The organism is Deinococcus alpinitundrae (genome assembly GCF_009982895.1).
In the GTDB taxonomy this organism is placed as follows: Bacteria; Deinococcota; Deinococci; order Deinococcales; family Deinococcaceae; genus Deinococcus; species Deinococcus alpinitundrae.
Map to the genome: position 1 here is coordinate 1 of NZ_WXZL01000026.1, position 13,255 is coordinate 13,255.

Annotated in this window: 13 protein-coding genes; 6 read left to right on the plus strand and 7 right to left on the minus strand. The window is 65.8% G+C overall.

All coding sequences use genetic code 11. From position 1 onward, the window contains the following. Window positions 1-237: 237 nt before the first annotated feature. Window positions 238-1,329, minus strand: coding sequence for a glutamate 5-kinase (gene proB / locus GUI70_RS18225; protein ID WP_161883745.1), 1,092 nt, complete (start codon window positions 1,327-1,329; stop codon window positions 238-240). A gap of 110 nt (window positions 1,330-1,439) precedes the next feature. Here proB and GUI70_RS18230 point away from each other — a divergent pair, with 110 nt between their 5' ends. From GUI70_RS18230 to GUI70_RS18240, 3 genes are read left to right on the plus strand one after another with little or no spacing between them, the layout of a single operon-like run. Continuing rightward, window positions 1,440-1,904: a MarR family winged helix-turn-helix transcriptional regulator gene (locus GUI70_RS18230; RefSeq protein WP_161883746.1), complete on the plus strand. Its 465-nt coding sequence runs from the start codon at window positions 1,440-1,442 to the stop codon at window positions 1,902-1,904. Further along, on the plus strand, window positions 1,901-3,160 hold the full coding sequence (locus GUI70_RS18235) for an MFS transporter (protein WP_161883747.1): 1,260 nt from the start codon (window positions 1,901-1,903) through the stop codon (window positions 3,158-3,160). Before GUI70_RS18230 ends, GUI70_RS18235 begins: the two co-directional genes overlap by 4 nt. A gap of 43 nt (window positions 3,161-3,203) precedes the next feature. Beyond that, window positions 3,204-4,487 carry an ArsB/NhaD family transporter gene (locus tag GUI70_RS18240; protein WP_237725023.1) on the plus strand — a complete coding sequence of 428 codons (1,284 nt, stop codon included), beginning with the start codon at window positions 3,204-3,206 and terminating at the stop codon, window positions 4,485-4,487. Between the two features lie 39 nt (window positions 4,488-4,526). Here the strand turns inward: GUI70_RS18240 and hemB are convergent, their stop codons facing one another. Next, complete coding sequence (gene hemB, locus GUI70_RS18245; protein WP_161883748.1) at window positions 4,527-5,510, minus strand: porphobilinogen synthase; 984 nt, start codon at window positions 5,508-5,510, stop codon at window positions 4,527-4,529. Window positions 5,511-5,650: 140 nt separating this feature from the next. Here hemB and GUI70_RS18250 point away from each other — a divergent pair, with 140 nt between their 5' ends. The 3 genes from GUI70_RS18250 (at window position 5,651) to GUI70_RS18260 (ending at window position 7,816) form a co-directional block, all read left to right on the plus strand. After that, the gene (locus tag GUI70_RS18250) at window positions 5,651-6,484 is read left to right on the plus strand and encodes a serine/threonine-protein kinase (RefSeq protein WP_161883749.1); all 834 of its coding nucleotides are present in this window, start codon (window positions 5,651-5,653) and stop codon (window positions 6,482-6,484) included. After that, entirely contained in the window at window positions 6,481-7,377 is an 897-nt protein-coding gene (gene holA / locus GUI70_RS18255; RefSeq protein WP_161883750.1) for a DNA polymerase III subunit delta, read from the plus strand. Before GUI70_RS18250 ends, holA begins: the two co-directional genes overlap by 4 nt. 88 nt (window positions 7,378-7,465) lie before the next feature. Next, on the plus strand, window positions 7,466-7,816 hold the full coding sequence (locus GUI70_RS18260) for a hypothetical protein (protein WP_161883751.1): 351 nt from the start codon (window positions 7,466-7,468) through the stop codon (window positions 7,814-7,816). A gap of 59 nt (window positions 7,817-7,875) precedes the next feature. Here the strand turns inward: GUI70_RS18260 and GUI70_RS18265 are convergent, their stop codons facing one another. The 5 genes from GUI70_RS18265 to GUI70_RS18285 form a co-directional block, all read right to left on the minus strand. Further along, window positions 7,876-8,820, minus strand: coding sequence for an ABC transporter permease (locus GUI70_RS18265; RefSeq protein WP_161883752.1), 945 nt, complete (start codon window positions 8,818-8,820; stop codon window positions 7,876-7,878). Window positions 8,821-8,839: 19 nt separating this feature from the next. Further along, window positions 8,840-9,877 carry an ABC transporter permease gene (locus GUI70_RS18270; protein ID WP_161883753.1) on the minus strand — a complete coding sequence of 346 codons (1,038 nt, stop codon included), beginning with the start codon at window positions 9,875-9,877 and terminating at the stop codon, window positions 8,840-8,842. 103 nt (window positions 9,878-9,980) lie between these two features. Further along, entirely contained in the window at window positions 9,981-11,591 is a 1,611-nt protein-coding gene (locus GUI70_RS18275; RefSeq protein ID WP_161883754.1) for an ABC transporter substrate-binding protein, read from the minus strand. Window positions 11,592-11,699: 108 nt separating this feature from the next. Next, window positions 11,700-12,410 carry an ABC transporter ATP-binding protein gene (locus tag GUI70_RS18280; RefSeq protein ID WP_161883755.1) on the minus strand — a complete coding sequence of 237 codons (711 nt, stop codon included), beginning with the start codon at window positions 12,408-12,410 and terminating at the stop codon, window positions 11,700-11,702. Next, window positions 12,403-13,254 carry an ABC transporter ATP-binding protein gene (locus GUI70_RS18285; RefSeq protein ID WP_438503499.1) on the minus strand — a complete coding sequence of 284 codons (852 nt, stop codon included), beginning with the start codon at window positions 13,252-13,254 and terminating at the stop codon, window positions 12,403-12,405. The genes GUI70_RS18280 and GUI70_RS18285 overlap by 8 nt, the downstream gene beginning before the upstream one ends. Between the last annotated feature and the right edge of the window lies 1 nt (window position 13,255).

Consider the following 13,255-nt stretch of genomic DNA (forward strand, 5'->3'; position numbering starts at 1 on the left):
CACGCCTGAAGGTCGGGTGGCAGCGCGTCCGATATGTGCGCCTCCCTGATCGCCTCCTGCACAGCTACCTCCCATCGTGAACTTCAGCCGAGATCAATAATCTGCTCGGACTGGCGACGGATGATCTCGAAAAGATCTTTCTCTGTCACCCTCGAGCCCATAGCTCCCATCGGAACGGGAAGAGTGTCCGGCTTCCAGCCGGACACCCAGGGAACCGCTAATCACAGACGGTTGCTTTTACAAGAGTACCAGATCGTCCCGGTGCACCACTTCCGGGCCGTCGCTGAAGCCCAGGGCCGCCTCGATGGCGCCGCTTCGCAGGCCCGCCACGCGCCGCAACTCACCGGAGCGGTAGCGGGTCAGGCCGCGCGCGATCTCCTCGCCGCCGGGCGCGAGCAGGCGCACGGTGTGGCCGCGCTCGAATTCGCCGACCACCGCGCGCACGCCGACGGCCAGCAAGCTGCTGCCGCGCTCGCGCAGCGCTCTGGCTGCGCCCTCGTCGAGTTCGATTTGACCGCTGGCGATCTCGGCCAGAATCCAGCGTTTGCGGGCTTCGAGCCGTGAGCCGTGCTGCGCAAAGCGGGTGCCGATGGCCTCACCCGCCACCGCCCGCAGCAGCGCGTTCTCGGCGTCGCCGGGAGCCACGATGACGGGTGTTCCGGCTCGGGTGGCGATCTCGGCAGCCTGAATCTTGGTGTGCATCCCGCCGGTGCCCCGGTGCGATCCGGCCCCGCCTGCCTTCTCCCAGATGCCCGCGTCGATGCGCTCGACCAGCGGAATCAGCACAGCTTCCGGATGGGTACGCGGGTCGGCGGTATACAGGCCCGGCGCGTCGGTCAGAATCACCAGCAAATCGGCCTCGACCAGATTGGCGACGAAGGCCGACAGGGTGTCGTTGTCACCCACCTTGAGCTGCGAGGTTGCCACCGCGTCGTTCTCGTTGATGATCGGCAGAATGTGGCGCGTCAGGCAGCCGTCCAAGGTGGTGCGGGCGTTGAGGTAGCGGGTGCGGTCGCGGAAATCGCCCGCCGTGAGCAGTACCTGGGCCACCTTCACGCCGTAGATCTCGGCCAGTGAACCGTAGGTCTGCATCAAGACGCCCTGCCCGACGGCGGCCAGCAGTTGTTTCTCGGCCACGGTGCGGGTGCGCGGCGGAAACCCCAGCGCTTCCCAGCCCGCCAGCACCGCCGCCGAGGTGACCAGAACGACCTGATGGCCCGCCCTCTGTAAGGCAGCCATCTGCCGCATCAGGTCCACCATGCGTGGGCGGTGCAGGCGGTCCGAGCCGCCGGTGAGCACCGAGGTGCCGAGCTTGAGAACGACGCGCATGGGCAAGAGTCTAAACGTCGGGGCCAGGCAAAGGACCAGGGAATGCTAGAGGCCCAGGCGATGCCAAGGAAAACTACAAAGTCTAACTTCGTAAAGACTAGACTCTAGTCATGACAGATCAAGCCGCTCCCCCCGTCTCCCTGCCCACGCTGGCCGCCGAACTGCGGGTGGTGGTCGGACGGCTGCGGCGGCGGCTGCGCCAGGAATCTCACCTCGGCGACTTCACGCCGTCTCAGGTGGCGGTGCTGACCCACCTGGAGCGCGGCTCAGCGCTGACCGTGACTGCCCTGGCCCGCGCCGAGGGCGTGCGCCCGCAGTCGATGGGGGCCACCGTCGCCAGTCTGGAAGCCCTCGGCTGCCTAAGCGGCCGCGCCGATCCTACCGATGGGCGGCAGACCCTCTGGACCCTCAGCGAGGCGTTCCAGACCCGGCTCGGCCTCAGCCGGGCACGGCGAGAAGACTGGCTGGCACGGGCGCTTCAGACCCAGTTCACGCCCCAGGAACAAGCTGACCTCGCCCGCGCCGCCGGACTGCTGGGCCGCCTCGCCGATCTGGGCCCCACCCCGGCAGCATGAGCAGCACCTTCCGCTCGCTGCGGGTCTACAATTACCGCGTCTGGGCGGGTGGGGCCATCGTCTCCAACATCGGCACCTGGATGCAGCGCACGGCCCAGGACTGGCTGGTCCTGACCCAGCTCACCGATCACAACGCCACTGCGCTCGGCATCGTCACCGCCCTGCAATTCGGCCCGCAACTGCTCTTGCTGCCGCTCACTGGGCTGGCCGCCGACAGTTTGGACCGCCGCAAACTGCTGATCGCCACACAGGTGGGCCAGGGCATTCTGGCGCTGGGACTGGGCGTGCTGACGGTGCTGGGCCATGTGCAGTTGTGGCAGGTCTACGGCTTCGCGGCGCTGCTGGGCATTGTCACGGCCTTTGACGCCCCGGTGCGCCAGACGTTCGTGTCGAATCTGGTCAGCGAGGCCGACTTGCCCAACGCGGTGGGCCTCAACTCCACGTCCTTCAACGCCGCCCGGATGGTGGGGCCAGCCGTGGCGGGGGTGCTGATCGGCGCGGTGGGGACCGGCTGGGTGTTTCTGATCAATGCCGTCTCGTTCGTGGCCGTGATCGTCTCGCTGAACTTGCTGCGTGTCGGTGAGCTGCGCCGTGAAGACCAGTCGAGCCGCAAGCACGGCAGTCTGCTGGAAGGATTTACCTATGTTCGGCAGCGTCCTGACCTGAAAGCCATCTTGCTGATGCTGTTTTTTGTCGGCACCTTCGCCATCAACTTTCCGATTTTTATCTCCACCATGTCGGTCAGCGTGTTTCACGCCGGGGCGGGCGAGTACGGCCTGCTCAACTCGGTGATGGCGGTGGGCGCGGTGGCGGGCGCGCTGCTGGCGGCCCGGCGTGACACGGTGCCGTTCGGGGTGCTGATCGGCGGCGCGGCGGTGCTGGGCGTTGGCCTGGCGCTGGCCGCCGTGATGCCGGGCCTCTGGCTGTTCGGGCTGACGCTGGTCGTCGTGGGCATCTCGGCGCAGACGTTCATGAACTCGTCCAACACCATCATGCAGCTCAGCACCGAACCCGCCATGCGTGGGCGGGTCATGGCGCTGCGGCTGGCGGTGGCGCTGGGGGCCATGCCGATCGGCGCGCCGCTGCTGGGCTGGGTGGCCGACACCTTCGGGCCGCGCTGGTCGCTGGCTGTGGGGGCCGTGTCGGGGCTGGCCGCTTTGACCGTCGGCCTGCTCTACCTCGGCAAGTACCGGCAACTGCAGGTCTGGGTTGACGGTGGGCGGCTGCACTGGCGGATGGGTGAGGTGGGCGGCTGATCTGGAGGTCCGGAATTTCCTGCTTGCCGCTTACACTGACCCGGTGACCCTGCTCGCCGCCCTCGCCGTGTTCGCCCTCACTCTGTTTCTGGTGATCGTCCGCCCGTTCAAGCTCAACATCGCGCTGGGGGCCGGACTGGGCGCGGCGGCGGCGCTGCTGCTGGGGCTGGTGCGTGGGCATGACGTGTGGGTGGTGTGGCAGGCCACCTGGAACGCCACATTTACCTTGATCGCCCTGATTATTCTCAGTCTGCTGCTGAGTGAGGCGGGCCTCTTCCGTTTTGTGGCGCTGCATCTGGCGCGGTGGGCAGGGGGCCGGACGGGTCGGCTGTTCGTGTTGCTGATCCTGTTTGGGGCGGTGCTGGCGGCGCTGCTGGCCAATGACGGCGCGGTGCTGATTCTGACGCCAATTGCGCTGGAACTGTGCGAGCTGCTCAATCTGGAGCGTCCCGCCGGGCTGGTCCTGCTGTTTGCCACCGGCTTTATCGTGGACGCGGCGAGCCTGCCGCTGATCACCTCCAACCTCACCAACATCATCAGCGCCGATCAATTCGACCTGAAGTTCGCCGACTACGCCGCCGTGATGGGGCCGGTCGATCTGGCGGCAGTCCTGGTAGGCCTGGCGGCGTTGTGGTGGCGCTTTCGCAGGGCGCTGCCCGCCCGCTATGCGGTGGAGGACTTGCCTGCTCCCGAGTCGGCCCTCAACGACGTGCTGGTGTGCGGGGTGGGCGCGGGGCTGCTGGCTGCGCTGCTGCTCAGCTTTTTCCTCGCGCCACGCTGGGGGATTCCTGAAAGTCTGCCCGCCCTGATTGCGGCGGCGGCGCTGCTCCTCACCGCCTGGTTGCGGCGGCGTCCGGCGGGAGCGGTACTGCGGGAAGCCCCCTGGTTGGTGGTGATTTTTTCGCTGGGAATGTATCTGGTGGTCTACGGCCTGAAGAATGCCGGAGTGACCAGCGCGGCGGGCAGCATGTTCGCGGCGCTCTGGGGCCAAGGCGCTTGGGCGCTGGCTTACGGCCTCGGCGGGTTGATGGCGCTGGCGTCGGCCCTGGCCAACAACCTTCCGGCCCTGCTGATCGGAGCGCTGGGCATCGAGCAGGCCCGGCTCCCACCGTCTGCCGAGGCGCTGGCGGTCTACGCCAACATCGTGGCCGTCAATGTCGGCTCCAAGCTGACGCCGCTGGGCAGCCTGGCGACGCTGCTGTGGCTGAGCCTGCTCTCGGCGCGCAAATGGCAGGTGACCTGGAGCGAGTATGTGCGCCTGGCCTGGGCCGTGACCCTACCGACCTTGCTGCTGGCGCTGTGCGTGTTGGTGCTGCTGCGGCCCTGACGGATCCGTGGGCCAGTTTCCAGCAAAGTGATGCCCCAGTTATTTTTCCTCTTGCAGCCAGCGGGCCGCGTCGAGCGCGTGATAGGTCATGATCGCGTCGGCCCCGGCGCGGCGAAAGGCGACCAGGGTTTCGAGCACCGTGCGCTTCTCGTCGAGCATCCCGGCGAGTGCCGCCGCCTTGAGCATCGCGTACTCGCCGCTGACGTTGTAGGCCACCATCGGCAACTCGAACGCGTCCTTGACCACCCGTATCACGTCGAGGTAGGCCAGGGCGGGCTTGACCATCAGGTAATCGGCTCCTTCGGCCACGTCGAGCCGCGCCTCACGTAGCGCTTCGCGGTAGCCGCCCGCCGGGTCCATCTGGTAGCTGGCGCGGTCGCCCACGCTGGGCGTGCTGCCCGCCGCCTCGCGGAAGGGGCCGTAGTACCCGCTGGCGTACTTGACGGCGTAGGCCATCACCGGCACATGCCCAAACCCGGCGTCGTCGAGCGCGGCGCGAATTGCCCCCACCTGCCCGTCCATCATGGCGCTGGGCGCGACGATATCGGCTCCGGCGCGGGCCTGCGACACGGCGGTCTGGGCCAGCAGCGGCAGCGCGGCGTCGTTGTCCACCGTCCAGCCGCCCGTGCCGTCGGCAATCAGCGGCCCGCAGTGCCCGTGATTGGTGTACTCGCACAAGCAGGTATCGGCGATCACCGTGAATGTGGGAAACCTGGCTTTAATTTCTGTAATGGCTTTTTGCACAATGCCGTCCCCGGCGTAGGCCTGTGAGCCGTCCGGATCCTTGTGGTCGGGGATGCCGAACAGAATGACGCTGCCGATGCCAAGCGCCTGCGCTTCCTGCACCTTGGCCAGCACGCCCGGCAGGTCGTGGCGCAGCACGCCCGGCATGGTGCCGATGACCTGATCGCCCACGCCCTCGTGGACGAACAACGGCAAGATGAGCTGTTCGGCGGACAACCGGATTTCGCGGGTCAGGGCGCGCAGGGCGGGGGTGCGGCGCAGGCGGCGGGGACGTTGCATGGCGTCAAGGCTAGCGCGGTGCTCGGCCCGGGGCGTGACGCGGCCCACCTTGCCACCGAAATTTGTCTTGTCCCACATTCTGATCGAGGAAGGTGATGAAGTGACAGGTCTGTGAAGCTTTCGTCTTTATACTCTGACAGATGACCAGTTCACCCATCCGGCCACCCAGCGCCCGGCCCATCACGCTCTCCGACTGCGCCCTGCTCTCGGCGCGCGGCGGCGTGCGCCTGGAGCGTGGGCGCTGGCGAGGCCAGGACGTGTTCGTCAAAGTGCTGGTCAGCGGCGACGCCGAATTCCGGTTGCGCTTTCACCACGAGGGCCGGGTGGTGCGCCGCTTGTCGCATCCGTCCCTCGTGCCGCTGCTGACCCATACCCAGGAGCAACTGGTCTTTCCCTTCGTGCAGGGGTGCAGCCTGCGTGAACTGCTCGACACCCGCCGCCTGAGTGCTGCCGAGGCGGTCAGCGTGACACTGGGTGTGCTGGCAGCCGCCTGCGCCTTTCACGGCCAGGGCGTGACCCACCACGACCTCAAGCCGGAAAACGTGATGCTGCTCGGCGGCCAAGCCCGCGCCGAGAGCGTACGCGTGACTGATTTCGGCATGGCCTATGACCGCAGCCTGCCGGACGATCTGCACGCCGGAACCCGCATGGGCACGCCGCAGTTCATGGCCCCGGAGCAGTTCAGGGGCGTGCGCGGCGATACCCGCAGCGACCTCTACGCGGTGGGCAGTTTGCTGTTCGATTGTCTGGCCGGAGAGCCGCCGCACCCGGACGCGCTCGGCTGGCTGGTGGGGTTGCCCAGCGCCCGCCTGCCGCTGCCCGGCCCGGCGGCGCTGCACCCGCTGCTGGACAGCGCCTTGCAGCGCGACCCGGCGGCCCGTCCCCAGAGCGCCGGGCAGATGGCCAGCCAGTTGCGTGCCGCCTGGCAGTGTGCCCGCGCGAGTGAGCGAGCGGTCCGCAATACCCAAGCATGATTCTGGCGTTTTCCGGTAACCGGTTTCTGGTCGAGGAGGCTGCCCGTGAAGTGTTGGCCGGGCGCGGTCTGCACCTGCGCGACCTGCCACGTGTCGGCGGCGACGACGTGACGCCGCAGACGCTCGCCACGCTGCTGGCCCCCAGTCTCTTCGGCGAGTCTGCGGTGCTGGTCGATCTGGAAGGGGTGCGGCCCGACAAGGCGCTGCTCTCGGCCCTGGCCACGCCCGGCGCGCTGGTGGTGGTGCTCGATCCGCTGGGCGCGGCGACCCGGGTCAAGCACTACGAGCAGCACGGAGAACACCGGGCGGTGCCTGCACCCGCCAAACCCGGCGAGGTGGCGGCCTGGGCCTCGGCGCGCGCCAAACAGATGAAGCTCAAGTTGGAGCGCGAGGCTGCCACGTATCTGGCCGAGGTGTTCGGGGCCGACCTGGCGGGCCTCAGCGCCGAACTCAACAAACTGGTGTTCGTGGACGAACCGCTGGGGCGAGAGACGCTGCGGCGGGTGGTGGGCCGCGAGCCGCCGGGCGATTCGTTCGCCATGCTCGGCGCGGCCACAGCGGGCCGCACCGCCGAGGCGCTCAAGCAGCTCCGGCAGCTTCTCGCCAGTGGGGAAGATCCCTTCAAGCTGATGGGTGCGGTGATCTGGCAATACAGCCTGGTGGCCCGCAGCGTGGCCCTGCTGCAAGGCGGGCGCGTCTCCGAGACCGAGGCGGCCCAGCGCCTGGGCGTCAAGCCCTACCCGGCCAAGAAAGCCCTGGAAGTGGCCCGCCAGCTCAGCGAGCGCCAGATCCGGGCACACCTGAATCACATCCTGAGCGCCGATCTGGCGATGAAGCGTGGCCTGGACGTTCCCGCCGCCCTGGAGCGATTGCTGGTGCAGCTCAGCTTCTAGGGTTAATGGCGTGCTTTCCTCTCCGATCTGAACTCTTCTGAAGGCGGGCCGCATCAAACCCGCGCTGCCCCAGCGCTAGCGTGGCCGTATGGCATACCAGGGCAAGCTCAGCGGCGGACAGACCATCGTGCTGAAAAACGACGGCGATCAGACGACCATTCGCCTCAACGTCGAAGGTCAGCACCAGAGCAGCAGCTTCAGCACCGGGAAGTGGAAAGCTCAGCCAACCGTCTTTCAAGTGGACGGCGGTGCAGTGATAGAGATCAAAACCGAGGACGACTCAGTGTTTTACCAGGTCAAGGGGAGCCAGCTTCAATCCTTATCTCAGAAACCTGATCTGAACACCGCCCAAACCATCGCCCTCGAAGAAGTGGACGACAGCACCGGCCAGAGCGAGATGAAACCGATGAAGCCGATGAAACCCATGAAGCCCATGTAGGCATGGCAAACAGAGGCCGCGCCCCAGATGGAAAGTGGCGCGGCCTCTGTTTGGAAGAATTACTGGGTGCTTCTGGGGTCGAGGACGTCTCTCAGGCCGTCACCGAACAGATTGAAGCCCAGCACCGTCATCAGGATCGCCAAACCCGGAAAGATCATGGTCCAGGGAGCCTGGGTGTAGTACTCGCGGCTGTCGGCCAGCATGGTGCCCCATTCCGGCGTCGGCGGCTGCGCGCCCAGCCCGATGAAGCCCAGCGCGGCGGCTTCAATGGTGGCGGTGGCGATGCTGAGCGCTCCCTGCACGATCAGCGGCGTAAGGCTGTTGGGCAGCACATGCTTGAAGATGGTGCGGCCCTGCCCGGCTCCCAGTGCGCTGGCGGCCTGCACGAACTCTCGCTCGCGCACGCTCAGCACCACACTGCGCGCCAGGCGCAGGTAAATCGGAATCTGCACCACGCTCACGGCGATCATGGCGGTAGTCAGGCCGGGGCGATTGGAGATGCTGACGATGCCGATGGCCAGTAGAATGCTGGGAAACGCCAGCATCACGTCGCTGACGTAGCCGAGTGCCGTGTCGATCCAGCCGCCGTAGAACCCGGCCAGAATGCCCAGCAGACTGCCGGACACCAGCGCAAGCACCGTGGCGAAGATGCCGATCTGAAGGCTGACCCTGGCTCCGTGCAAAACGCGGGTGGCGATGTCGCGGCCCAGGTTATCGGTGCCGAAGGGGTGCTTGAAGTACAGCACCTTGCTGCTCACGGCGTCGGTGTACTTCTCCTTGGCCCCGGCGTCCCAGAAGGCCGAGACGCTCGGCGGCGCGAGGCGGTAGCGGTAATCGATGTCGGTGGACGGGTCGTACGGTTGGAGCAGCGGAGCCAGCAGGGCCAGCGCCACGAACACCAGCACGATGATGGCCCCGACCTTGCCGGGCGTGCTTTTTCTGAATCTGCGCCACAGGATGTTTTCCGGCTTCTTGCGGGCGGGGGCAGCCGTCACGGTGGTCATTGTGGCTCTCCTGGGGGGGTCATGCGTACTGAATCCGGGGATCGAGGAAGGCGTAGCTGAGATCGACCAGCAAATTGACTAGGCTGACGACCAGCGCCGCGAAGATGACGCCGCCCTGAATGACCGGATAATCGCGCAGCGAGATGGCGTCGTAGAGCCATGACCCCAGCCCCGGCCACGAGAAGATGGTTTCGGTCAGCACGGCGCCGCCCAGCAGCGCGCCCATTTGCAGGCCCACCACCGTCACTACCGGCAGCAGCGCGTTTCTGAGGGCGTGCTTGAGGGTCACGCTGCGGGGCGACAGGCCCTTGGCGCGGGCGGTGCGCACGTAATCTTGCCCCAATACTTCCAGCAAACTGTTGCGGGTGATCCGCGCGGTGATCGCCATCGGAATGGTGCCGAGCGCGATGGACGGCAAGATCAGGTGGCGCAGTGCGTCCCAGGCGGCGGCAAACTGACCGCGCAGCAGCCCGTCGAGGACGTCCAGACCGGTGATCGGCACAATGGTGTAGCCGATACCCAGCCGTGAACTCGGCGGCAGCCAGCCCAACACCACCGCGAAAAACCATGACAGCAGCAGCCCCAGCCAGAACACCGGCATGCTGACCCCCACCAAGCTGACGGTGGTCGCCAGGTTGTCCCAGACGGTATTGCGCCGCAGAGCCGCGATGATGCCCGCCGGGAGGCCGATCAGGAGCGCGAAGATAATAGCCCCGAGTGCCAGTTCCACGGTGGCGGGAAAGCGGTTCTTGAGCTCGCTGGCCACCGGAATCTGGCTCTTGATGCCGTTGCCGAGGTCACCCTGGAGCAGCGCGCCGACGTATTTGGGGTACTGGGCGTTGAACAGGTGGGCCGGGTCTTTGAAATTGATGAACCACGGCTGGTTGAGGCCGAGTTGCTCGCGCAGCCGGGCCGAGGCCTCGGGGGTGGCGCGCTCGCCGAGCATCGCCACCGCCGGGTCGCCGGGAATCGAGCGCACGAAGGCGAACACCACCACACTGATGCCGACCATCACCAGCAGCGTGCGAAGGAGTCTACGGAAGATGTAAGCGGCCAAATCGAGTCCTCCTCTTTTGTAGGGTGCCGATGACGCTGTGCGGGTCATGCACAGAAAACAGGGCGGAGGCACCTTGCGCGCTTCCGCCCTGCCAGTTCAAAGCTTACTTCTTGCCGATGACAGAGACTTTGTTGAAGGCTTCGCTGCCCAGCGGACTGGGCACCCAGCCCTGCACATAAGTGCGCCGGGCCGCCAGCGGCTGGCTGTGCACGATCGGCAGGCGGTAGTTGGCCTTGTAGGTGATGTCCTGAATCTGCGAGTAGATCTTGGCCTTGGCCGCCTGACCCACGGCAGCGCGGCCCTGGTCGAGCAGGGTGTTAAGTTCCGGCGACTTGAAGTTGATGTCGTCGGCGGCGTTGGGGCCGTAGTAGGCGGCGTAGAAGTTGTCGGGATCGCCGTAGTCGCCGGTCCAGCCGATCATGTACATGTCGAAGCCGGGTTCCTTGTTGCGGTCCTCGAGGTACTTAGCCCAGTCTTCGGTCTTGAGGTTGACCTTGATCCCGATGGCCGAGAGATCAGCGGCCATCGCCTCGGCAATCGGCTTGGGGTTGGGGAAGTACGGACGGCTCACCGGCATGTACCACAGATCCAGGCTGATGCCGTTGGCGTACCCGGCGTCGGTCAGCATCTTCTTGGCGGCGGCGGGGTCATACTTGTAGTCGGCGGGCACGGTCTTGGAGTTGGCCCAACTCAGCACCGGCGGCAAGAAGCTGGTGCTCGACACGCCCAGGCCGTTCCAGAAGGCGTCCACGATGGCCTTCTTGTTGATGGCCATGCTGATCGCCTGACGCACCTTGTCGTTCTTGAGGTACTGGTTGTTGTTGTTGAGGCTCAGGAAGCCCACGTTGAAGCTGGGCTTGCGCACGGCGGCCAGCGTCTTGTCGCCGGTCACGTCCTTGAGGCTGTCGGGCGAGAGGTCCGCCGTGAAGTCGATGGTTCCGGCCTTGAGTTCGTTGAGGCGCTGCGAGGCGTCCTTAATCGAGCGGATGACCAGGGTATCGACCTTGGGCTTGGTGCCCCAGTAGGCGGTGTTGGCTTTCAGGGTCACGCGGTCGCCGGTCTTCCACGACACGAAGCTGAAGGGTCCAGTGCCCACCGGGGTGCTGTTGGGCGTGCCGTACTTGGCCCCATCCTTCCTGATGGCCGTGGGCGAGGCGATCCCGAAGTACCCGGCTCCCACCACGTCCGGCAGCACCGAGCTGGGCATGTTCAGATCGAAGCGCACAGTGGAGTCGTTCACCTTGACGATGTCCTTGATGACGGCTCCCTTCTCGCCCTTGAAGCCGCCGAGGAGTTGCCCCACGATCTCGTAGGTGCGGCCCTGGTCGCGGTAGCCGTACTGGTTCTTGGGATCGAAGAAGCGCTGCCAGTTGAACACCACCGCGTCGGCGTTGAAGGGAGTCCCGTCTTGAAACTTGACGCCCTTACGCAGGTTGAAGGTCCATGAGGTGGCGTCGGCGTTGGCCTTCCAGGAGGTCGCCAGGCCGGGAATGGTGGTGGTGGTGCCGTCCTTGAAGTGCACCAGCGTGTCGTAGATCTGGTGCTGCACCAGAATGGAGATGCCGTCGGTGATGTTGCCGGACTCCAGGCTGACCGGTTCGCCGTTGTTGCCGAACACCAGCGTGGCGGCCTGCGCCGAGAGGCCCGCCGAGGCGGCCAGCAGTGCGGTGAGAAGCAGGGGCTTGAATACAGCGTTGGTCTTGTTTCGGTTCATGAATCCTCCAGAAAAAAAAGTAGTGGGTATCCGCCCAGTATAACTGCTGGTGTGCGTCACGCGGTCCGGCAGGGTTGGCAGCGGGGTTGGCCGTAGGCGCAGGGCCGCTCAGTCCTCGCCCAGGTACGCCTTGCGTACGCTCTCGTCCTCGGCGATGTCGGATGCGTTGCCCGACAACTTGACCTCGCCAGTTTGCAGCACGTAGGCGGTCTTGGCGACGCTCAGCGCCATCTGGGCATTTTGCTCAACCAGCAAGATGGTGGTGCCGCGCTTGGCGTTCAGCTCTACGATGATGTCGAAAATCGCTTCCACGAACAGGGGAGACAGACCCATGCTCGGCTCGTCGAGCAGCAGCAGTTTGGGATTGACCATCAGGGCGCGGGCAATCGCCAGCATCTGCTGTTCGCCGCCGGACATGGTGCCGCCCAGCTGGTTCTCGCGTTCCTTGAGGCGCGGGAAGTAGGTAAACCCTTCCTGAATGCGCTCCTCGACGACTTTGCGGTCAGTGACGGTGTGCGCGCCGATTTCCAGATTCTCGCGCACGGTCAGTTGCGGGAAGATCCGCCGTCCTTCCGGGACGTGGCTCATGCCCATCTGCAAAATCTGGTGGGCGGGAATGCCGGAGATGTCCTTGCCCTGCATGACCACGCTGCCCTGCTTGGGCCGCAGCATGCCGCTGATGGTTCTGAGCGTGGTGGTCTTGCCCGCGCCGTTGCCGCCGATGAGAGCCACGATCTCGCCGTCGGGCACCACCGCGTCGATGCCCTTGAGGGCGTGAATATGGCCGTAATAGGTGTGAACGCCCCGGAGTTCAAGCATTCGCGCCTCCCTTGAGTTGTTCTTCCTTGCCGTACTCGCCCGCCGCCGCGCCGCGTCCCAGGTAAGCTTCCATCACCTTGGGATTGTTGCGGACCTCGTGCGGCAGGCCCTCGGCGATCTTGGAGCCGTAGTCCAGCACGGTGATGTACTCGCTGAGCGTCATAACCAGCCGCATGTCGTGCTCGATGAGGCAGACGGTGACGCCCAGATCGTCGCGGATGCGCCGGATCAGGCTCTTGAGTTCTTCCGTCTCGCGGGGGTTCATCCCCGCCGCCGGTTCGTCGAGCAGCACCAGCTTGGGACTGGTGGCCAGGGCGCGGGCGATTTCGAGCTTGCGCTGGTCGCCGTAGGGCAGATTGGTGGCCAGTTCGTGCCGGAAGCGGGACAGGCCCACGAATTCCAGCATCAGGTTGGCGACGTCCTCGGCTTCCTTTTCCGATTCGTGAAACCGCTTGGTGCGCAGCAGCGAGTCAATGTATCCGGCTTTGAGGCGAGAGTGGCGGCCCACCATCACGTTTTCCTGGCTGTCCATCGAGGCGAACAGCCGGATGTTCTGGAAGGTGCGGGCGATGCCTGCCGAGGTGACCTGATCGGGCCGCAGCCCCAGCAGGCTCACGCCGTCGAGGTCCACGCTGCCGCTGCTCGGCTCGTAGATGCCGGTGATCATGTTGAAGAAGGTGGTTTTGCCTGCGCCGTTGGGGCCGATCACGCTGACGATGCTCTGGCGCGGAATCTCCAGATCGACGCTGTTAACGGCCGTCAGACCGCCGAAGATCTTGGTCAGGCCCTTGATGCTGAGGATGGTGGAACTGGGAGCGGGCCTTGCCGATGCCCGGTTGCTGATG